Source organism: Mycobacterium sp. 3519A (assembly GCF_900240945.1).
Taxonomy (GTDB): Bacteria; Actinomycetota; Actinomycetes; order Mycobacteriales; family Mycobacteriaceae; genus Mycobacterium.
The window spans coordinates 1-949 of sequence record NZ_OESG01000008.1; the positions used below are offsets into that span (position 1 = coordinate 1).

The following is a 949-nucleotide window of genomic DNA, read 5'->3' on the forward strand; positions in this document are numbered from 1 at the left end:
TAACCCACCCCCACACCACGACCAGCCACATACAACTCCCCCACCACACCCACCGGCACCGGCCGCAACCACCCATCCAACACAAACAACGCCGCCGTACACACCGGCGCCCCGATCGGCGCCGGACCCGAACCCGCCACCAACGGCGCACTCATCGACGCATAAACCGTCACCTCGGTAGGGCCATAGGCATTGATCAACACCCGACCCGGCGCCCACCGATCCACCACCTGCGCCGGACACGCCTCACCACCGACCAACACCGCCACCGACTCCAACCCCTCAGTGGCCAACGCCGCCACCGCCGACGGCGTCTGGGTCAACACATTGACACCCTCAGCAATCACCAACGCATGCAGATCCTGCGGCGAAGCAGCCACCGACTCAGCCACCACCACCAACCGCCCACCACCAAGTAGGGCAGCCCAAATCTCCCACACCGAAAAATCAAACGCATACGAATGACACTGCGTCCACACCGGCGCCCCCGGCAGACCCACAGGCGCCGACTGCGCCAGATGAACCACATTAAGATGCGTCACCGCAACACATTTCGGCACACCCGTAGTACCCGAGGTATAAATCAAATAAGCAATATCCTCCCCAGTAGCCACCCCCACCGCACTACTAGGCCGATCCCGCACCCCACAATCCTCAACATCAACCACCACACACTCACACCCAACCAACCGCGACCGCAAACCCCCCACAGTCACCACCACCACCGGAGCAGAATCAGCCACCATGAACCCAATCCGGGCATCAGGCAACACCGGATCAATCGCCAAATACGCCGCCCCAGACTTGAGCACCGCCAACATCGCGATCACCGCATCAGCCGACCGCTCCAACAACAACGCCACACACCGACCCGGACCCGCACCCAACTCAACCAACAAATGCGCCAACCGATTCGACGCCTCATCAACCTCCCCATACGACCACGAAC

Annotated in this window: 1 protein-coding gene; it reads right to left on the reverse strand. The window is 61.9% G+C overall.

Annotation, left to right across the window (positions count from 1 at the left end; all coding sequences use genetic code 11):
* A partial coding sequence (locus C1A30_RS00070) for an AMP-binding protein (protein ID WP_142392523.1) occupies positions 1 to 949 on the reverse strand: 949 nt, incomplete at both ends.